Annotated in this window: 21 protein-coding genes, 1 other RNA gene and 1 pseudogene; 6 read left to right on the top strand and 17 right to left on the bottom strand. The window is 61.8% G+C overall.

Annotation, left to right across the window (positions count from 1 at the left end):
• Positions 1-4: 4 nt before the first annotated feature.
• Complete coding sequence (locus tag AC5Y49_RS06365; RefSeq protein WP_499884988.1) at positions 5-1,462, bottom strand: phospholipase D-like domain-containing protein; 1,458 nt, start codon at positions 1,460-1,462, stop codon at positions 5-7.
• A 100-nt stretch (positions 1,463-1,562) separates the two neighbouring features.
• A complete protein-coding gene (locus tag AC5Y49_RS06360; protein ID WP_499884986.1) occupies positions 1,563-2,417 on the bottom strand; it encodes a mycofactocin-coupled SDR family oxidoreductase in 855 nt (284 codons plus the stop codon).
• 214 nt (positions 2,418-2,631) lie between these two features.
• Between AC5Y49_RS06360 and AC5Y49_RS06355 the strand changes: the two genes are divergently transcribed.
• Positions 2,632-3,084 carry a DUF1942 domain-containing protein gene (locus AC5Y49_RS06355; protein WP_499886284.1) on the top strand — a complete coding sequence of 151 codons (453 nt, stop codon included), beginning with the start codon at positions 2,632-2,634 and terminating at the stop codon, positions 3,082-3,084.
• Positions 3,085-3,452: 368 nt separating this feature from the next.
• Here AC5Y49_RS06355 and AC5Y49_RS06350 read toward each other — a convergent pair whose 3' ends face one another.
• The 3 genes from AC5Y49_RS06350 to AC5Y49_RS06340 all read right to left on the bottom strand — a co-directional run bounded on the left by AC5Y49_RS06350 (position 3,453) and on the right by AC5Y49_RS06340 (position 4,572).
• Positions 3,453-3,614 carry a hypothetical protein gene (locus tag AC5Y49_RS06350; protein WP_499884985.1) on the bottom strand — a complete coding sequence of 54 codons (162 nt, stop codon included), beginning with the start codon at positions 3,612-3,614 and terminating at the stop codon, positions 3,453-3,455.
• 245 nt (positions 3,615-3,859) lie between these two features.
• The gene (locus tag AC5Y49_RS06345; RefSeq protein ID WP_499884982.1) at positions 3,860-4,153 is read right to left on the bottom strand and encodes a DUF732 domain-containing protein; all 294 of its coding nucleotides are present in this window, start codon (positions 4,151-4,153) and stop codon (positions 3,860-3,862) included.
• A gap of 152 nt (positions 4,154-4,305) precedes the next feature.
• Positions 4,306-4,572 (bottom strand): hypothetical protein, encoded by a 267-nt coding sequence (locus AC5Y49_RS06340; protein WP_499884980.1) that lies wholly within the window; start codon positions 4,570-4,572, stop codon positions 4,306-4,308.
• Between the two features lie 585 nt (positions 4,573-5,157).
• Here AC5Y49_RS06340 and AC5Y49_RS06335 point away from each other — a divergent pair.
• The 3 genes from AC5Y49_RS06335 (at position 5,158) to AC5Y49_RS06325 (ending at position 6,313) form a co-directional block, all read left to right on the top strand.
• Entirely contained in the window at positions 5,158-5,643 is a 486-nt protein-coding gene (locus AC5Y49_RS06335) for a universal stress protein (RefSeq protein ID WP_499884979.1), read from the top strand.
• Between the two features lie 108 nt (positions 5,644-5,751).
• Positions 5,752-5,937 (top strand): hypothetical protein, encoded by a 186-nt coding sequence (locus AC5Y49_RS06330; RefSeq protein ID WP_499884976.1) that lies wholly within the window; start codon positions 5,752-5,754, stop codon positions 5,935-5,937.
• Positions 5,938-5,971: 34 nt separating this feature from the next.
• A complete protein-coding gene (locus tag AC5Y49_RS06325; RefSeq protein ID WP_499884974.1) occupies positions 5,972-6,313 on the top strand; it encodes a DNA-binding protein in 342 nt (113 codons plus the stop codon).
• A gap of 367 nt (positions 6,314-6,680) precedes the next feature.
• Here AC5Y49_RS06325 and AC5Y49_RS06320 read toward each other — a convergent pair whose 3' ends face one another.
• The 3 genes from AC5Y49_RS06320 to AC5Y49_RS06310 all read right to left on the bottom strand — a co-directional run bounded on the left by AC5Y49_RS06320 (position 6,681) and on the right by AC5Y49_RS06310 (position 8,571).
• On the bottom strand, positions 6,681-7,685 hold the full coding sequence (locus AC5Y49_RS06320) for a hypothetical protein (RefSeq protein ID WP_499884973.1): 1,005 nt from the start codon (positions 7,683-7,685) through the stop codon (positions 6,681-6,683).
• Positions 7,669-8,022, bottom strand: coding sequence for a helix-turn-helix domain-containing protein (locus AC5Y49_RS06315; RefSeq protein ID WP_499884971.1), 354 nt, complete (start codon positions 8,020-8,022; stop codon positions 7,669-7,671). The genes AC5Y49_RS06320 and AC5Y49_RS06315 overlap by 17 nt, the downstream gene beginning before the upstream one ends.
• 300 nt (positions 8,023-8,322) lie before the next feature.
• On the bottom strand, positions 8,323-8,571 hold the full coding sequence (locus AC5Y49_RS06310; protein ID WP_499884969.1) for a hypothetical protein: 249 nt from the start codon (positions 8,569-8,571) through the stop codon (positions 8,323-8,325).
• 179 nt (positions 8,572-8,750) lie between these two features.
• Between AC5Y49_RS06310 and AC5Y49_RS06305 the strand changes: the two genes are divergently transcribed.
• Positions 8,751-9,578 (top strand): HNH endonuclease, encoded by an 828-nt coding sequence (locus tag AC5Y49_RS06305; RefSeq protein ID WP_499884966.1) that lies wholly within the window; start codon positions 8,751-8,753, stop codon positions 9,576-9,578.
• A 141-nt stretch (positions 9,579-9,719) separates the two neighbouring features.
• On the opposite strand, the pseudogene AC5Y49_RS06300 reads toward AC5Y49_RS06305, so the two are convergent.
• Both AC5Y49_RS06300 and AC5Y49_RS06295 read right to left on the bottom strand, forming a co-directional pair.
• Positions 9,720-9,872: pseudogene (locus AC5Y49_RS06300) on the bottom strand (serine/threonine protein kinase); the annotation flags it as partial.
• Between the two features lie 160 nt (positions 9,873-10,032).
• Complete coding sequence (locus tag AC5Y49_RS06295) at positions 10,033-10,479, bottom strand: DUF6308 family protein (protein ID WP_499884964.1); 447 nt, start codon at positions 10,477-10,479, stop codon at positions 10,033-10,035.
• Positions 10,480-10,852: 373 nt separating this feature from the next.
• Here AC5Y49_RS06295 and AC5Y49_RS06290 point away from each other — a divergent pair, with 373 nt between their 5' ends.
• Entirely contained in the window at positions 10,853-11,095 is a 243-nt protein-coding gene (locus AC5Y49_RS06290) for a hypothetical protein (protein ID WP_499884962.1), read from the top strand.
• A 23-nt stretch (positions 11,096-11,118) separates the two neighbouring features.
• On the opposite strand, the gene AC5Y49_RS06285 is transcribed toward AC5Y49_RS06290, so the two are convergent.
• The 7 genes from AC5Y49_RS06285 to ftsE all read right to left on the bottom strand — a co-directional run bounded on the left by AC5Y49_RS06285 (position 11,119) and on the right by ftsE (position 17,320).
• Positions 11,119-12,699 carry a protein kinase domain-containing protein gene (locus AC5Y49_RS06285; RefSeq protein ID WP_499884958.1) on the bottom strand — a complete coding sequence of 527 codons (1,581 nt, stop codon included), beginning with the start codon at positions 12,697-12,699 and terminating at the stop codon, positions 11,119-11,121.
• 403 nt (positions 12,700-13,102) lie between these two features.
• Positions 13,103-13,470, bottom strand: a transfer-messenger RNA (tmRNA) gene (gene ssrA / locus AC5Y49_RS06280).
• Between the two features lie 83 nt (positions 13,471-13,553).
• Complete coding sequence (locus tag AC5Y49_RS06275; RefSeq protein WP_499884956.1) at positions 13,554-14,375, bottom strand: maleylpyruvate isomerase family mycothiol-dependent enzyme; 822 nt, start codon at positions 14,373-14,375, stop codon at positions 13,554-13,556.
• 22 nt (positions 14,376-14,397) lie between these two features.
• On the bottom strand, positions 14,398-15,246 hold the full coding sequence (locus tag AC5Y49_RS06270) for an EamA family transporter (RefSeq protein WP_499886282.1): 849 nt from the start codon (positions 15,244-15,246) through the stop codon (positions 14,398-14,400).
• The gene (gene smpB, locus AC5Y49_RS06265) at positions 15,243-15,734 is read right to left on the bottom strand and encodes an SsrA-binding protein SmpB (protein WP_499884953.1); all 492 of its coding nucleotides are present in this window, start codon (positions 15,732-15,734) and stop codon (positions 15,243-15,245) included. The genes AC5Y49_RS06270 and smpB overlap by 4 nt, the downstream gene beginning before the upstream one ends.
• Before the next feature lie 2 nt (positions 15,735-15,736).
• Positions 15,737-16,630 carry a permease-like cell division protein FtsX gene (ftsX, locus tag AC5Y49_RS06260; RefSeq protein ID WP_499884950.1) on the bottom strand — a complete coding sequence of 298 codons (894 nt, stop codon included), beginning with the start codon at positions 16,628-16,630 and terminating at the stop codon, positions 15,737-15,739.
• Positions 16,631-17,320 (bottom strand): cell division ATP-binding protein FtsE, encoded by a 690-nt coding sequence (gene ftsE, locus AC5Y49_RS06255; RefSeq protein WP_499886280.1) that lies wholly within the window; start codon positions 17,318-17,320, stop codon positions 16,631-16,633.
• Positions 17,321-17,345: the final 25 nt, after the last annotated feature.

Raw genomic sequence — 17,345 nt, 5'->3', positions numbered from 1 at the left:
TCGGTCAGCCCCGAAGGCCCGATATGAACCGCTGCACGCTTCGTGCCAATGATCGTGGGACATGGTCAGGATCCATCAAGTCGGTCTCGGCCAGCGGGCTCGCCTCATCGGCCACGGTCTGTTCGGTAAGTGGCCGCAGGGTCTTGCCCTCTCCCCGAAGGGTTTCGATGGCGGCCAGGAACGACTGGGACTCACGCATCGCGCTTTCGAACTCGTCGGCCGCCGCGCCGAGGTGTTCGGCCACCAATTGATCGCGCACGGAAGTGATTTGGCGCCGGACGTCATCGTGTTCAGAATTGTTCGAGTCCGCCTCGATGGCTATATCGCACTCGCTGTCGAATCCCATCGACCGGTTGTTGAGGTTCGAGGACCCGATGCGTAGCAGCCGATCGTCGATCGCCATTACCTTCGAGTGGACGTAAATCGGGCCACCGCGGTCGGTCACCGGAAAGTACACGCCCAATCGATGATGATCGTCTGCAGCCCACAGCACGTGAAGCAGTCGTTGGCGTGCGCCGTCCATCGTTTCCCGCTCGAGGGGGTTGTTGCCGCTACGCGGAAGAACGATGACGATCTCCGGACCGTCCTCTTCGCTGAGTCGGGCGGCCAGCGCGTCGACGATGCGCCGGGCCGCCAGATATTGGTTCTCGAGATAGATGGTGTGACGGGCTGCCGCAATGGCGGCGAGGTTGAGTGCCTCTACTTCCCGAACCTCGCCGCGATCCTCCAGTTCGGGCAGGGTGCGCGCGATTCCGATGTCGGCGTCGCGCAAAGTGGGTTCCAGTCTCGTGGGCCAAGCACTGTGCTTAGCGTCAACCGGCGCCAACGTTTGGTCGGTCGCGGACTGCCACCGAGCCCGCGCTTGCTCACCGAGTGCGCGCGCGGCCGCGCCGTCAACTGCTGCCATGACGTCATGGCGCGGCCCATAGCTGCGTCCCAGCGTCCGGCGGCGGCGACTCTCATCTGGATGAGCTGGGGTGTCCCACCGGTCGATCGTGAGGTCGACGCCGCCACAAAACGCCACGGCATCGTCGATGACCACAATCTTTTGGTGATGGACAGAGCCGATTGGACGGGTGCCGTCGATGGCGAAGCGGATTCGCTTGCTGCTGATCTGGTTGACCACCGCCACCGGGGTGAGCCCGAACCAGATGCCATCGAACGCCGGCAGCAGGCGCAGATTGGATTTCAGGAGGTAGACCTCGAGAGAGGGCCGTTTCCACAGCATCCAATAGAGAAAGGCGCCCAGCTGGTTAGGGCCGGGAAGGGTCTTGTCACCTCGTTCGAATGTCATCCTGGCGTCCAAATCCCAAGCGATCACCATGATTCGATGCCGAGCGCGCAACATCGCCGCCTTGACATACGTGAAGTAATCGGCCGCATCGATGATGCCGGCGAACCGATCAGCCCGCGCGGTGCCCCAGCATGTCTGACCGGGAATCAACAGGCGATCCTCGTGCACGCTCAATCTCTTAACGAAGTTGACGGCTCACGACGGACATAGTCCCGTGTTTACCACGTTCAGATCCCCCGACGCCGTACAGCGCTGTTCGCAGCGCCGTTCATTTCAGGCAGCTGCCAGCATCGATCGGCAACGTGACACCGGTGATGTAGCGAGATTCGTCGGACGCCAGGAACAGCACGGCGTTGCTGATGTCCTCGGCCTCCACCCAGGGGATCGGCAGCGTGTGGAACGTCTGGCAAAACGGGGCCAAATCCTCGGGCCCGGGGTTGGCCAGGTCGGGGCGGACCATTTTGTAGAGGCCCTCGTTCAGCACCATCGGGGTGTTCACGAACGTGGGGTGTACGGAGTTGACCCGGATCATGTGCTGACCCAATTCGACGGCGAACGTCCGCATGAGACCCACCACACCGTGTTTGGCGGCCACGTAATGGCCGAGACGCGGAAAGGTATATGCCTTGAACCCGTTGACCGAGCTCGTCAGCACAATTGAGCCACCGCGGCGACCCGCGATTATATGGGGCACACCAGCTTTCACGGTCTTCCATACACCTGACAGGTTCACATCGATCATGTCCTGCCAGTCTCTTTCGCTGACTTTGTCGAGGGTGTCGCCGTCGTCGCTGCCGGCGTTGCTGATGCCGGCGTTGCCCACAATGATGTCCAGCCGGCCCAGCTGCTCCACCGCGCCGTCGACTGCGGCTTTGAGGGCCTCGTAATCACGGACGTCGATTTCGGCGGTGACAATGCGACGGTTGTGGCCCCGCACCAGATCCGCGGTTCTGGCCAGATCCTCCGGGGTGGACGGCGGATTCAGAAACCCTTCGATCGGCTTGCAGATGTCGATGGCAATGATGTCCGCACCCTCTTTTGCCAATCGCACCGCATGCGCGCGACCTTGACCGCGCGCCGCACCGGTGATGAACGCGACCTTGCCATCCACTCGCCCAGCCATGATTGGCTCAATTCTTCCTTCTCACAGTTGGGTTTCTGCCGCGAACGTCGATATTGCCTGGCATGACATTGCAATTTAAATTCGCTGGGCTGCGTCCATCACCAACGGTCAACGCGATGACAACGTCCGAGCAGGTTTGAAATCTGCGAATTTGGATAGCCACCAGCTACCTCTTTTAGAGATCACTGGAACATAGCGGAAGGAGTCTGGCGTGATGTTCTCCAAGCTCGCCATCAAGACGACGGCAGCCGCGGCCGGCATCGCGACGGCAGGGATCCTGACGGCGACACCCGCGTTCGCCGACCCACAAGTCGTCCAGTTTGGCCAATCGGCAGAAATTCCCAGCTCAGGTGGAGTCATCGACTACACCGTGGGCGACTTGCAACCCAGCGGTCACAACGATGGTGTCTGGTACTCCGATGTCACGGCCAAAGGTGTTAGCGGCTCCCCGACTCCGGTCATCGCCGACTTCAACGCGCGTGCCGTTAACAGCTCGACCTATGCGGTGATGAAGGGGAACGAGGTCGACGGCCTGCCCAATCAACCGATCGCGCCGGGCAGCCAAACAACCGGGAAACTTTACTTCGACGTTCGGGGTGGCACAGCGCCCGACAGCGTTGTTTACCGGGATGCCGCCGGCGTCGACAAGGTCGTCTGGAAAGGCTAACTGCCTCAAGCTGCTGAGTTATCGCAGCACCTCTCTCAGCGCGTAGTCCACGGTTAGATCGCTGCGTTCGCACGCCCGGCTAGCCGCCGCTGCGCGAGCTCAGCCGTGGCGCCGCGCGCCTCCGGTTAAGACCCCGTTCGACCTCATCGCGGCGAATCAGACTTCTAGCAAATGAGTGACGCGCGGGAAAAAAACGAGTAGCCAATTACTCGTGCCACACGACTATCTGATGCCCGATGCTGGCTACTACGGCGCGAAGCCGCAGTAGATAAGTCGGGACAGCAAGCCCCGGCGGCGTCTGCGCGGTGCCGCAATTTTGGCTGCGCCGATAAATCGTCACCGGCGGCACCGCCAGCACCAGAACAGAATCAACGACCGGCACCGAATGCCGGCGACGAGGACTGCTCGATCGCCGTGCGCAACCCCTGGAAAGGGAGTAAGGAAATGAAGAAACTGTTCATTGGCGTTGCCGCAGTGAGCATTGCGCTGGCGCCCACCTCCGTGGCCAGCTCAAGTGTGGCGAATGCCATGCCCGATTACTGCAATTACATACCGGTCCAAGACCGGTTCGCCTATGCCGACTGCTCCGCTGGGGCGCCGAAGCCGCCGAATTGGCCCGTCGCGGGCGCGGGCTGCCAGCAGTACAACACTCCACTGTCGCAAGCGGCGTACCAGGCGTGCTGCGGAGATAGCCGCATGGCTGGGCATCCAGAATGCTGAAAGCAGAGATTAAGTTGCTGGCCCAGCGGCGCGCACCATCTGATCGCGTGAACCATCAGCCCTCCGCCGGGCAGTAAACGTTGATCGCGGTGTCGACGAGAACGTCCACCTGAGCCTCGCTGAGCGATGGGGCACTCTCCTGGACGTCTTGCTCGATCAGGATGTGTCCCTCGTCGTTGGCTAGGGCATTGCAGATCTTGTACGCCGTATTGGTGAGTTCCTGTGAATTGCCGTCGCGAGCGGCGATCTCGTCGTCCCTCATGATGGCCAGAAACCGGTCGTCCTTCTGCAGGAGCACTGCATCCGGAGACGTTGAGGGGTGTTGAGCCCTATCGGTTTGCGTAGCCATTGCCCACACCACGAAGATGATGAAGCACACTGCTGAAGCTACTGCGGCCCCCCAAATGAGCTTGCTCTTCCGATTCCGGGTAGCCATTTTGTCCTCGCCTAGCGTGTTGAGTGGTTCCAACTTCGGTGACCGGCCGCCGGCACTGACTAGCTTCAATTTGGCGGGTGCGCGCGCTCGCCGACTTCGCAGGCGTCACGCTGAGGGGCGTAATAGCCACCCGGGCAGAACTCCCCATACCTGGATCCCGGGCCACCAGGCAAGTACGGCTGGCAGATGTCCTGCCCGGGGTTATAGCTGTTCCCTATCTCGCACCCGCCCATGTCATAGACCGTGCTGTGGTAACTGACCGGAATGACCGCTGCCGCCACCAATGCAGCAGCACCGATGAGGGTCTTCATGGCTCGATAGCGATAACTCATCACAGGCTCCCTTCCTGGTGGGTTTGGTACATGGCGTCGTCGGCGGCGAGGCGTGTGGTGAGCTAGTGCCTTGCGCCGGCGCCGTACTCACTGGCGAGGTCGTTTGCCCGTACGCGTCATGGGACTGGCCGTAGTTACGGACGACGTCGTACGGAGAGTCGGCGCGCTGGGTCGGCGCTGACACAAGGAACTAGCTTGACATGAGCGCGGATATGCCGGGGAGCGCTGTCCCCCAACGCTATTGACGGCCTGCTGATAGCTCGACGACGAGTCGTCATGACTCCCTCCTGTCGAGGCAGCCACCCGGGTAAAGGCTCTGAGTTCAGGCCTTACCGGCCTTACGCATCAGATTCTGCTCCGCCACATCACGCCATGGGAAGGTTTTGACCAGCTGCGCATGGCTGGATATGGAAACCCAACTCAAGGCGGGACGGCGTCATGAACGCCAGGGCGTAGCACCTTGTCGCCAGGCGTCCATGCGGTTTCTCTGGGACCCATGTCCCGAGATGAGCGCAATGGCTTCATTTAAGAAGTCGGGCAGTTTAATGTTTTGTTGTCGTCGTTAACCGACTGCTGGGAGGCGACATGAGCTATCGGACAATTGTTGTCGGGACGGACGGCTCGACGTCGTCGTTCCGTGCAGTCGACCGCGCAGGCATGGTTGCGGCGCAAGATAACGCAAGGCTGATTATCGCCAGTGCGCATCTCTCGACTGCGGAGAAGGGCGGCTGGTCACGACCACCTGCGCCCGATCGTGTGACTGACCCCCGCGCCTCCGACAGTCTTGGGGACGCGGGATACAAGATGCATGGCAGTGCCCCGGTATATGCGATCCTTCAGGACGCCCGCGAGCGGGCGAAGGCCGCCGGCGCCAAGGACATCGAAGAGCGGGCGATCGTCGGTGCGGCAGTCGACGCGCTGGTGAAATTGGTCGAGGAAGTCAAGGCAGACCTACTCGTGGTCGGCGACGTGGGACTGGACACGGTCGCCGGGCGGCTTCTGGGCTCAGTGCCCGCCACTGTTGCACGCAGAACCAAGGTAGATATTTTGATCGTCCACACCGCCGGATAGCGGCCAGGGCAGTGGATACGCTCATGGCAGCACCTTTCAGTAGAAAATGACGCGAACATGTAATGCATACTCGTTGAGAATGACGAGTATGCATTACATACTGGTTATGTGCAGCGGAACAGGATCACCCAGAGCGGACGCAAACACCGTGTCGGCAAGCACCGCATCGTCGCGGCTATGCGCCACTGCGGCATTCCCGAGATCCGCGACGACGAGTCGCTGATCTACGAAGGCCGAGACACCAGCGGCCGCCTCCTTGAGGTGGAGCTGTCGAAGCCGGCAACGGTGACCTGATCGTTTTCCACGCACTACCGAAGGAACGGAACCGATGAGCAAGAAGCGCAACCCTGCGGACTACGTAATCGGAGATGATGTGGACGTTTCCGACATCGATCTCGACAAGGAAGTGGTCTACGTCAACGGCGAACGACTCACTGAAGCCCGCGCCGCCAAGATGGCCGAGGAAGTCGAACGCACATCACGAGAACGCGGCCTGGTCCCGGGAGGCAAGTCGCTGTCTGGTGGAGCCAAGCACTCGCCAGTCGTTCAGGTTCGCGTCTCGGAGTCCACGCGAGACAAGCTTCAAGCGATCGCTGCCGAACGCAAGATGAGCGTGTCCAAGCTGTCGCGCCAGGTGCTCGACGAGTTCGTGCGTCATGAAGTCGGGTAATCCCGCCTTTAGCCGGCGCGCATCTCGGGACGCTCGGTGCGCGGCAGCGGCGCGCCGGCGGCTGGGTTGGAGGCAATGTGGCCGGCGCGCACCGCAGCATTGAGTGCGGCTCAGAGCAACCCGTGCTTGTCGGCGATCGTTTTGCCGAAAGCACCTGCGGCGCAAATCGTTTTCAGTCAGCGAGCGATATCGTCACATGACAATGCGTCCAGCGGGATCGACCCGCATGTCTTCTCAGTGGAGCTGCCGGGAATCGAAACCGATGCCCTACCAGGGCTTTTTGACGCATGACCTGCCGGTTCGTTACATCTCGTTCCGATTCACTCCCGCTCGTTACCTGCGGTTTCGTTCTCGGGTCTTGACGGCGTCAAGAGCGGTCACCTAACGGAGGTTCGTCCTCGGTTGGGAGATTGTCCAACTGTTCCCGTAGTTGCGCGGCTTCGGATTCGAGCTTTTGTAACCGTCGCTGAAGGGTCTCGCGGCGTGGCGGATTGGGCTTGACCGCCCTGATCGGCTTCGGCTTGGGCGCCAGCCAGCCGACGCGCTGGTATGCCACAACGGAACGAAGACATGCGCAGGTGTGGCACCGCGTGAAGGGCACAGGCTCAGGGTGGTTCTCCACGTAGACGCGCCGCCAGTACTCCTGCTCGTCGCGGTCGCCGTAAGCGACCATCTCAAGCATTTCCTCCAGGCCTCGCCACTTCTTGGACGGCTTCTTGTGCCCGATACCGTCTTCGGGCTTCCAATCCGGCTCGGTGCGTTCCTGGTGGAAATGGCCGCAACCCAGCACGACGTCCCAGAGCGCGTACTCCTTCGCGGGTCGGATCACCTTGCCATCGATCTCCAACGGCTCCATGGTGTGGAGGTCGTCGCGACGCCTGACCCACTCGACGATGTCCCGGACCGGACCCCCGTGCGAGCGATACCTGGGGCAGTCGCGGTTGTACTGGCACAACCACTGCCCTGGCGGGAGCTTTTCCTCGCCCCGGACGCTGGGCCGCTTCGGCTTGATGGCTGGCTTATCGCCGTCCCGCTTCGCTTTGAGATCTTCTTTGATTTCCGTGTTCATCTGCTTGGTCGCTTCAGCGATCTCCCGCGCCGATGGTTTCTGCGTGCTGAAGTGGTAGGTATCCGATTTCGCCAGGAGGCCCGCCACATCGTCCCCATGCGTTACTGCATCGCGGATGCAGCCGCAGTCCAGTTCGACGCGCCACCGATACGTTTCCTCGGGCTTCGGAACAAGCAGATCGAAAATTGCAGCCCGCGCTGGACGGTCAAAGAGGTTCGCCCTCTTCCAGGCGTCGTAGGCGCGCATAAGCTCCTCACGGGCGACGGGTTGGCCGGGCAGCTTCCGTTCAACGGGAGCGGTCATATCGCTTTCTCCTGATGAAATCGTCGAGGTCTTCCGCCTGGAGGAATGAGCGGCTGCCGATCTTGACAAGCGACAGTTCGCCTTCTTTGACCAGGCCGTAGAACGTGCTGGGGCTGATGCCGCCGAGTTGCTGCCGGGCCTCGGTGACCGGCATGAGGTGCCGCCTGTGTTTCTTTCGGCACCAGGGGCACGCTTCGAAATCTTCCTCTGGCACCGTGGGACGTTCAACCACTCGTACAGGCGGCGGTGTCGGGCGTGTCCGGTCGAGGGCGTCCTGGACCGCTTCGTTGATGAGGTCGCGGAGCGCTTGGGCTAGCCTGTCAGCGGCGTCGCTCATCGCTGCCGTCTCGGATCGTCGGTTCGTTGAAAGGTGTTGCGGTCTAACCATTCAACGTCAGACCACGGGTAGAGGACCCTGCTGCAGCGCTTCATGAATTTTGGCCCGATCCCCCGGTAACGATCCTGGGCGAGCGAAGCGGTAGTGGTGTGGAGATACTTGACGACTCCGGTGGGTGTCCCCAATGTGGGTAGTGATCAGACATGATCGGCGATCATGCCAGCCTAGGTACAAGCCGCATGTCATATTGTCGGCACGACATGAGCACACCGCAGCGCCGCCCCTGGCGGACTGGCCCGCTCAGTCCGGCGCGGGCAGGCGGAGGCCAGCCTCCAAAATGCGGGTTTCAAGGTCGAGCAGTTTGGCTGTATGGTCCATCAGCGAATCTTCCAGCTTGAAGACAGCTAGAGCCAGGGCGAGTAAAACGGCGTCGCTGTCGTAGCCGCCTTTGACACCGTCCGCCAAGATCTCTCTGAGAGTGTCGAGCATGGCGGTGCTGACCGGCATGTACTTCGGATGAGGCTCTAACTGCAAAACTAGTTCGAGCATTGCGCTCCCCCTCTGCCGTGCGTCGCGTACCGAAGGATAGGAGCGAAGCGCGGGATGGTGCAGCGCTTTTGGCGGACTCACAGGTTGTACATCTGGGGCACGACAACCAATAGCACGTCGATGCGGCATGGCCCCAATTGTCGTCTTGGAGGTCGGACCAAGCTGTTAATCTCCCCGGCGTGAATGGTCAGGTCGTAGCCGTAATCGTCCTAGCGTTGTTGGGAACTACTGCCATCGTCGCAGTTCTTGTCATATCGACGCGGCGCCGAATGGTGACCAAAAGCAGTACTGCGCTCGCGGCACTCCAAACACTCAACCAGGGCTATGGGCAGCGATTGAAGTACCCAGGTCCGATCGTCTACAACTGGGATGACAGGGTCAACTCCAAGGCGAAGTTCGATCGCTACGACCTGCACAAGTTCTTCATGGCAACGCTCGCCGTCCTAGAGGATCAGTTACTCAGTCAAATCGCGGTACAGATGAACGATGTCTCCGTGTTTGCCGAATACCGGGCCGCCTATGAGCAGCTTGGCTCGACGAAGCTGGGGTGCTCAAAGCACAAAAAAATCGGCCGTGCGGCCTTCCTGCGGATCGAGCAGAAGCTCTTCACTAAGCAAATGCTGAGGACGCCCGTCTGCGTTGCCCAAGTGCGCTGCTTCGTCCGCTACACCAGCCCGAAGGGACAGAATTCCTACTCCAGGGGACTTGAGTGGAACTTCGATGGACTGCGGAGCGGACTTACTGAGATGAAACAGATCCGAGAGGCCCAGTCGACAGCGACGTTCTTGCGCCAGCAGGAACGCAACCGCATGAGCGACAGCCTTCGATACCGGGTCCTCAAGAGCGACAACTTCCGCTGCAGGGGATGCGGAGCGACGCCACAGACGCACGGTGTCACCCTTCATGTCGATCACATTGTCCCCGTGAGCATGGGTGGGAAGACTGAGATGAGCAACCTCCAGACATTGTGCGCAGCCTGCAATTTGGGCAAGAGCAACCGGCACTGAGAGGTGCAGTGGATCCGCGATGGCGGTACCCCATCGGCAGCTTGAAGCACTTGCGCCGGGCCCCGTCATTACCACCAGTTCGAAAGGCCTCCGCCAACAAGCACTGACAGACTGTCGGGGCCCTTCGGTGTACCGTCCTTCTGCAAGATCAGCCGCCCGTTCGAAGCGAGCGCGATAGTCGGGGTCGGCTGCCCAATCGCGTGGGAGAAGCTTCAGAGCGTCGCGTCGCGGTAGACGCGGATGCTGGGCGAGGTAAACCTGCCCCATGCCTCCCGCTCCCAGTAGCCAAACGATCCTGTACCCGGCGAACGCCTGCCCCCACTTAACGGCATGGACGAATTAGTAGGGTCCAGCGAAGTGCCGGGACTCCCTTTCAGTAGGCGTCTGTCTTTATTGGGGCCATCCGGCGTAAGCCGCCAGATACCTCGCCCCTCTTAGGCCGGTGTACTACCCCTCAACGCCAAGTGAGCATGTCCATAAGCCGAAGATCTGTTACCGACGTGAGCTTTCTTTCGGCAGCCAACTCGTTCTCAATGGCAACCCGAAGGTCCTCTAGCGCACCGGATTCCGTATTGGCGATAACGTCGTCACGGATAGCCGCCCAGTAGGCGCGTCTTTGTCCCAGGTGCGGATATCGACGAGCGGACTCGGCAGCAGCATCGTCATATACCGAAGCGATCCGCTGGTCGAGGATCGGAAAGGCAGCAGGCCGCTTTACATAGAGCACTTTGCTGACCTTCGCCATCCCGATCCCACGGGGCGCACCAGAATGGAAATGGTTGTAGAGATTCACCAGCTCGCTGTAGGGCCCGCCCGCGACAGAGGGGTCAGCCTGCCGCAGATCATCGGCTGCCGGCGATGGCCACGGCGCGTCATTGGCCTGCTTCAAGAACCAGTCCACCTCGACGCCCGAGATCCGTGATGAGACAGCCCGGGTTCGGACTACCTCTTCTCGCGACAGACTGGCGCGAGCCCCCGGACCCGGTAGGTCGTAGTTAGCGACGGTTCGCTGCGGGTAATCACGGAGCTTCTCGACGCACTTGCTGATGGACAGGATTCGCCCGGCGATCGCGATCCCATGTTCCCTCCCCACCCCTCAACCATAACGGGGCACGCCGACACCAGGGCTTGCTTTGACCGTTGATAACTTCGGCTGGTTCCCGGAACCAGCATGACGACCGAACCCGCCTGGGCGATCCACACCGGGCCACTGGCACTAGGCCTCGTAGCGGGCAAAAGCCATACTGTCGGTGGTCACCTCTACCGTGTCGGTAATGGACTCCGACGACATTGTTGACCCCGGTGATGCTGCCGTCCAAGCTCTATTGGCCCTCACCGCCGACAACGCCCACGACCCCGAGAAGCGCGACTTGCTGTGGGATGCCGCCTTGACCCTGCCGCCGCTAATGGAGTGGCCACCGGACGCTCGCGAAAAGCTATTGGAGACTTGCAGATTCATAAGGAAGCTTGCCGAGGATCTCAGGCAGAGGGGCAAGAACTGCGATGGCGGCGATTGAGACGGCAGGCTGATGCCGTGGCCCTACCGGCCAGCCCACAGGGTCGGAGGAGTGCCGATCATTTGCACATGGTCACCCTGCCATTGGAACTGGACGATGGTGAATGTCATGTCGGGACATGCATTGCAGGTACCTGGCACGCCGTACTTCAGCACCACCGTGTCGTCTGTGGTCAGTCCTGTGTCTAATGTTGTGAATGAGTGCGGTTTAGGTGTCGCCGGGCCGACATAACTACCTTCGTGGAACAGAAGCGCATCTGATGGTGTGCTGCCTGTGCCTTCTGCGATGCTGATGAAGACAGCCGACAGCGTTGCGCAGGAGTCAAAATTTCCACCCTCGGTCACCACGTGAAGACCAGGTGGGGCATCTGGGAATATATCCTCGGGGCGAAAGCGGGCGACCACCGATTGAACCGCTGCTGAGTCCTCACCTTTTACACAGGTCTTTGTCGGCTTCGGCGTACTGGTTGGCTGCGCGGGCGGAACGGCGGGCATGGCGGTTGCCGCTGGCGGACTCGGATGCAGAAGGGTTGAGGGGGCAACAAACTTTGGTGCGCTGCTCGTGGCCTGTCGCTCCCACGGTCGCCAGACGGTTATCAGCCCAGCGATGAGAACCGCGACCGCCGCTGCGACTGCGGATAGGCGCAAAGCGTTCCGTTTCTTCCTGGCAGGTTGAGCCTGGGGTGGCAATTTTTTCACGTCGGGAACATCGCGCTCGATCGTTGTTGGCTCTATCGAGGAGGCGGGTGTCGGTGCACCGGATGGATTGATCTGTTCCTCCAGTGCGCGTGCGAAATCAGAGCAACGCTTGAACCGGTCTTCAGGCCGCTTAGCCAGGCCGGTGGCGAGAATCGGATCAAGTTTGGCGAGTTCCGGGCGACGGTCCGCCAGTTTCGGTGGTGGCACATTGAGGTGACGGTTGCTGACGACCAGCGGGTTGGAGTGCGGGAACAACTGAGTACCGCTCAGCAAGTGAAACGCAGTGGCCGCCAACGAATATTGATCGGCGCGGCCATCGATGTCTTCGCCAAGCAACTGTTCGGGTGCGCAATAAGCCACCGTGCCCACCGTCATGTTCGTCTTCGTTATGCCGCTAATGTCGTCGACGTTGCGAGCTATCCCGAAGTCGGCCAGCAGGACTCGTTGCTGACCCTCGTCGTCGAGATGGGTGACCATGACATTCGCGGGTTTGACATCGCGGTGCAGCAGGCCTTGTTTGTGGGCGTAATCGAGCGCGCTGGCGACCGCTGCGATGATGCGAGCGACGTCCTCGACCGGCATCCCGTCGGGATATCGATCGGCCAGCAACCGGGCCGCGTCCAGCCCGTCGACGAAGTCCATCGAGATCCATAATTGGCCGTCTTCTTCGCCACGGTCGTGAACACCGACAATGTGTGGATGCCAGAGTGTTGATGCAAGATCGGCTTCCCGGCTGAAGCGCTCCCGATATTCGACGTTGGCTGCCCAATCGCGTGGAAGGAGCTTCAGAGCGTCGCGTCGCGGTAGACGCGGATGCTGGGCGAGGTAAACCTCCCCCATGCCTCCCGATCCCAGTAGCCGAACGATCCTGTACCCGGCGAACGCCTGCCCCCCGCTTAACGGCATGGACGAATACTAGGGTTCAGCGCGAACCCCGGGCCTCGCCTTCGGTAAGCGTCTGCCATCTCGGTAAGCCCTCTGCCACGCTTTATGTCGCCCACATCAAGTAGCTTCTGGTCGTGGGTTTGGAAGGCCAGGCATCCGAGGACTTCCGCAACGTCGTGCTGCGGGGCCGCGAACGTAGCGTCGTACAAGTTCGCGCTGGCCAAATCCATCCTGACGCTCGCCGAGTCCGGCGCAACATCGGCCTCCTTGACGGACCTGGCGGTGCCATTCAGCCGGGAAATCTGTGCGCACCTGATGGAGGTCGATACCCAGTCGACCTCAGCGGGCAGCCGCTTCCTGGATGCGTGCAGGCATTTCAACGCTGGTGACCAGCGAAACTTACAACACCTGACCAGCACCTTCTTGGTGGAGCTGCCGGGAATCGAACCCGGGTCCTACGGCATTCCCTCAAGGCTTCTCCGTGCGCAGTCCGCTATGCCTCTACTCGGATCTCCCGGTCACGCGAACCAGCCGAGATGACGATCCCAGTCGCTGTGTATGTCCCGATAAGTCCCGCGACCGAACTCATCGGTTGATCCCTCTAGCTGATGCCAGGGTCCGGGCCGAGGGCGTTCCCGGTCTGACAGACTAGCCGTCGCTTAGGCAGCGAGAGCGTAGTCGCGCTGATGTGAATCGGCGCTTAATTGGTTGCAACGACGCTTACGGTGGTCTCTTGCCTGCACCGGCACGCTTCCCTTGATTCGATGCGCGAAGTCGAAACCGTTCAGCCCCTCGCATCCCCGCCGAACTTCGGCAGGACATTCAATGGTACGCGGTTTAAAACAACAGGCCAGTCAATATTCATCCCGGCCGCGTCAGATCACGTAGTTCAGGTGCTCGACGATGCGCCCGCCGACTTCTTTGTCGCCGCCGAGTTCGACGGGTGCCGCGGCCACTCGCCCACCGGCCAACCGGGTGAAGAGCAGGGCATCCAACCGGATCGTCGCCGTCGGTTCCGCCCCACCGAAGTCGTCAACCACCCGGCCGCGGCCGTCCACGGCGATCCGGATCACCCGCGCCAATGGACCGGTCAGCTCGATCGCGATTCGTGACCCGTCGGGCGCCTTGCCGAGCTTGCTCACCACATACCCCATGACTGCGGCCATCTCGTCGAGCGCCAGCCGCGCCGCCGGGCCGTCGAGTTCCGCATCCGACGCCGCCAACCCCAACCCGTCGCGGATGTCGTGCTCGTGCATCCAGCAGTCGAAGACTCGCACCCGCATGAACCGCCCGTAGCTGTCCGGGCCGGCCGGCGTTTGCGTCACCGCCGCCCAATCGTCGTCGGACAAATCGGTCAACTGCTTGCGCCGGTCGCCCGTCACAGCCAGGAACCGCTGATGTAGGTCGGCGCCGGACTCGCCGCTGAGGTGGCGCACCCAGCACTCGTTCATTGCACCGAAGTCATTGCGCACGTGCCCAAGTGCCGACACGTCAACCTCGGGCGTGCTCACTCCCATCAGTGCCGATTCGGTACCGATGATGTGTGCGATAACCGCGTGTACATTCCAGCCGGGCAGCGGTGTCGGCGTCCGCCACTGCTGCTCGGACAGGCCGGTCAGCAACCGGTCCAATGCATCCCAGGACGCGAAGAGTCCCGACAGTACGTTGGACTTATCGAGGTGCGTCACATTGCCCATGCGCCCTGATGCTAGCCGCGCGTCAGGTGGCGGTGATCAAGCCCACCGCCACCATCGCCAGCGCCATGCCGGCGGCCTGCCACCGGGTCACCCGTTCGCGCAGCACCACCATCGCCAGCACGACCGTGGCCGCCGGATACAGCGAGATCAGCATGCTGGCCAGCGACAGCAGCCAGGCATGCAACGCCATCAGCATGGCGACATTGGCGCAGGTGTCCAGCAGCGCTGCAGCGACCGCCAGTCGCAGCGGCGTCTTCGTCGGGGCCTGAAAATTGCCGGTCGCCGCCGCCAACACGAAGACCAACACGGTGGCTGACGCCCGCGCAAAAAACAGCGGCCACAGCCGGCATTCCACCGGAGCCTGATGCAACAGCACGAAGTCCAGGCCGAATGCCACCCCGGCGCCGATGGTCAGCCAGGCCACTTTGCGGGTGAACCGATGGGTACGGACGTCCTCGTCGTCCGGCGACTCCCGCCCGACCAGGAACACCGCGATCATCGCCACCACGACACCGACGGTGGCCATCTGACCCGGCCGCTCCCCCAGTGCCACACCGGCGGCCACCGGAACCGCGGCATTGAGCACCGCCGCCAGCGGCGAGACCACCGAAATCGGCCCCAGGCCCAGCGCGGTGAAGAACCAAAAAACACCGACCGCCTGGCTGATCCCGTACAGCGAACCCCACACGACGGCGCCGGCGTGGACCGGGCCGCCGGTGCTGAGTGCCAGCACACCTAAAAGCACCGCCGCTATCGGGTACGACACCAGCATGACCCGCAGCGCGGCCACCCGCCGGGAGGCCACGCCCCCGACGAAGTCGCTGACGCCGTAGCTGACCGCGGACAGCTGGGCGTACGCGGCGCCGATCAGTTCATGCCCCTAGCACGCCGACCGAGGGCACGCTCCACCTCGCGCTGGGCGTCGCGGCGGGCCAGATCCTGACGCTTGTCATGGGCCCGTTTACCGCGCGCTAGCGCAAGCTCTACTTTGACGTTTCCGTCGGAGAAATACAGGGACAACGGCACCAGGGCGAGGTTACCATCTCGAATCTTGCCGATCAGTGTGTCGATTTGCCGCCTGTGGAGCAGTAGTTTGCGGGTTCGACGTGGCTCATGGTTGGTCCAGGTCCCGTGGTGATACTCCGGAATGTGCAGGTTGCGAAGCCAAACCTCACCGTCGTCGACGGTGGCGTAGGCGTCCACCAAAGACGCCTTGCCTTCCCGCAGGCTTTTAACTTCAGTGCCGAGCAAAACCACCCCGGCCTCGAACACTTCCAGGATCGAATAGTCGTGCCGAGCCTTGCGGTTGGAGGCTACGACGTTCCTACCCGGCTTGGACCCGCCCGGCCTTTTCGCCACCGTTACCGCCGTACGTAGACGCGCAACGTGGCATAGGCCGTCGCCCCCGCCATCGCCGCGCCGACAACCAGCAGAATCGGCGAGATGTAGAGGATGTCGGCGTAGTCGATCCGGGCGATCAGATTGGCTTGATAGAACTGGTTGAGCGCATTCTCCAAAAACAGCGCGCGCACCAGAATCAGCCCGATGACCGCGATGACCACGCCGACGGTGGCGGCCAGCATCGCCTCCAACAGGAATGGCAGCTGGGTGTACCAGCGGGTGGCGCCAACCAGGCGCATGATTCCGACTTCGGTGCGCCGCGTATATGCCGCCACCTGAACCATGTTGGCGATCAACAGAATCGCCCCAATGGCCTGCACCAACGCCACGGCGAACGCAGCGTTGCTCAGACCGTCCAGCACGGCGAACAACCGGTCGATCAGGTCCTTCTGGTTGAGCACATTGAGCACGCCGGGCTGACCCTGCATGGCGGCGTCGAAACCCTTGTGCTGCTCGGGGTTTTCCAGCTTGACGATGAACGACGCCGGAAACGAATCCTTGCCGGCCACGTCTTTGTATTGCGGGAACTTGTGGATCGCATCGTCGTAGGCCTCGTCGCGGTTGAGGAACCGCACCGATTTGACGTCGTCACGCGCCTCGATCTTCTCGCGCAGCGCCTTGCACGCGGCGCTGTCGCAGGTCGGGTCGTTGGCCGAGATGTCCTCGGTCAAGAAGACCTGCGTTTCCACCCGGTCGAGGTAGATGCTGCGGGAGTGCTCCGCCAACCGCACCACCAGCAGCCCGCCGCCGAACAGCCCGATCGAGATGGCGGTGGTCAGGACCATCGCAATGGTCATGGTGACGTTGCGGCGAAGACCGGTCAGGACCTCGTTGAACAGGAAGCCGAATCGCACTTAGCGGTCCATCCCGTAGACGCCACGCTGCTCGTCACGCACCAGCCTGCCCAACGACAGCTCCACCACGCGCTGCCGCATCGAGTCGACGATGTGGTGGTCGTGGGTGGCCATCAGCACGGTGGTCCCGGTGCGGTTGATGCGCTCCAACAAATCCATGATGTCGTTACTGGTCTCCGGGTCGAGGTTGCCGGTGGGCTCGTCGGCCAACAGCACCAGCGGCCGGTTGACGAATGCGCGCGCAATCGCGACCCGCTGCTGCTCACCGCCGGACAGTTCGTGCGGCAGGCGGTTGGCCTTGCCGGACAAGCCGACCATCTCCAGCACGTCGGGCACCACCCGGACGATCACCTCACGCTTCTTGCCGATGACCTCCAGCGCGAACGCGACGTTCTCGAACACCGTTTTTTGCTGCAGCAGCCGGAAGTCCTGGAAAACGCAGCCGATCACCTGCCGCAACTTCGGGATGTGACGTCCCGGCAACGTGTTGACATGAAACTTCGACACCCGCACGTCGCCGGTGCTGGGATTTTCGGCGCCCAGCAGCAGCCGCATGAATGTTGACTTGCCGGAGCCCGACGGACCGATCAGAAAGACGAATTCACCCTTGTCGATCTTGACGTTGACGTTGTCGAGCGCTGGGCGCGCCGACGATTTGTACTGCTTGCTGACATGGTCGAGGGTGATCATCACGGCACGCCAGTGTAACCGGGAG

Source organism: Mycobacterium sp. NGS62 (assembly GCF_059812285.1).
Note: the sequence above shows the minus strand (reverse complement) of the source record. Positions and strands in the feature narration are given on the sequence as shown.

Coding starts and splice junctions, on each gene's coding strand:
- AC5Y49_RS06360 (WP_499884986.1), bottom strand. CDS start 2,417: ATGGCTGGGCGAGTGGATGGCAAGGTCGCGTTCATCACCGGTGCGGCG.
- AC5Y49_RS06355 (WP_499886284.1), top strand. CDS start 2,632: ATGTTCTCCAAGCTCGCCATCAAGACGACGGCAGCCGCGGCCGGCATC.
- AC5Y49_RS06350 (WP_499884985.1), bottom strand. CDS start 3,614: ATGGCATTCGCCACACTTGAGCTGGCCACGGAGGTGGGCGCCAGCGCA.
- AC5Y49_RS06345 (WP_499884982.1), bottom strand. CDS start 4,153: ATGGCTACGCAAACCGATAGGGCTCAACACCCCTCAACGTCTCCGGAT.
- AC5Y49_RS06340 (WP_499884980.1), bottom strand. CDS start 4,572: ATGAGTTATCGCTATCGAGCCATGAAGACCCTCATCGGTGCTGCTGCA.
- AC5Y49_RS06335 (WP_499884979.1), top strand. CDS start 5,158: ATGAGCTATCGGACAATTGTTGTCGGGACGGACGGCTCGACGTCGTCG.
- AC5Y49_RS06325 (WP_499884974.1), top strand. CDS start 5,972: ATGAGCAAGAAGCGCAACCCTGCGGACTACGTAATCGGAGATGATGTG.
- AC5Y49_RS06320 (WP_499884973.1), bottom strand. CDS start 7,685: ATGACCGCTCCCGTTGAACGGAAGCTGCCCGGCCAACCCGTCGCCCGT.
- AC5Y49_RS06315 (WP_499884971.1), bottom strand. CDS start 8,022: ATGAGCGACGCCGCTGACAGGCTAGCCCAAGCGCTCCGCGACCTCATC.
- AC5Y49_RS06310 (WP_499884969.1), bottom strand. CDS start 8,571: ATGCTCGAACTAGTTTTGCAGTTAGAGCCTCATCCGAAGTACATGCCG.
- AC5Y49_RS06290 (WP_499884962.1), top strand. CDS start 10,853: ATGGACTCCGACGACATTGTTGACCCCGGTGATGCTGCCGTCCAAGCT.
- AC5Y49_RS06285 (WP_499884958.1), bottom strand. CDS start 12,699: ATGCCGTTAAGCGGGGGGCAGGCGTTCGCCGGGTACAGGATCGTTCGG.
- AC5Y49_RS06275 (WP_499884956.1), bottom strand. CDS start 14,375: ATGGGCAATGTGACGCACCTCGATAAGTCCAACGTACTGTCGGGACTC.
- ftsE (WP_499886280.1), bottom strand. CDS start 17,320: ATGATCACCCTCGACCATGTCAGCAAGCAGTACAAATCGTCGGCGCGC.